General features: G+C 41.4%; 1 protein-coding gene. It reads left to right on the top strand.

Annotated elements, in window-relative coordinates; translation table 11 throughout:
* On the top strand, positions 1-408 hold a 408-nt coding region (locus ACH5TW_RS00260), incomplete at both ends, for a hypothetical protein (protein ID WP_439334468.1).

The following is a 408-nucleotide window of genomic DNA, read 5'->3' as shown; positions in this document are numbered from 1 at the left end:
TCAAGCACGAATGTAACATGTTATGATGATGCCGATGGCACATTAACCATAGTAAGTACTTCAGGTACAGGTACACCAATCTTCTCATTATCTACAGATGATGGACCATTTGTTGTATCAGACGAGGCTACGATCGAGGGCGAAAGTTATGGACCAGGTAAATATGTTATCAAAGTCGCCTATCCAGATGGAGAAGGTAATGCAGGAGTGTGTGAGTTTACACAAGAAGAGAATATTACACAGCCAGATAATGTTACCCTAGTAACTTCAAGCACGAATGTAACATGTTATGATGATGCCGATGGCACATTAACCATAGTAAGTACTTCAGGTACAGGTACACCAATCTTCTCATTATCTACAGATGATGGACCATTTGTTGTATCAGACGAGGCTACGATCGAGGGC

The organism is Thalassobellus sediminis, assembly GCF_044386045.1.
Classification (GTDB): domain Bacteria; phylum Bacteroidota; class Bacteroidia; order Flavobacteriales; family Flavobacteriaceae; genus Thalassobellus; species Thalassobellus sediminis.
Note: the sequence above shows the minus strand (reverse complement) of the source record. Positions and strands in the feature narration are given on the sequence as shown.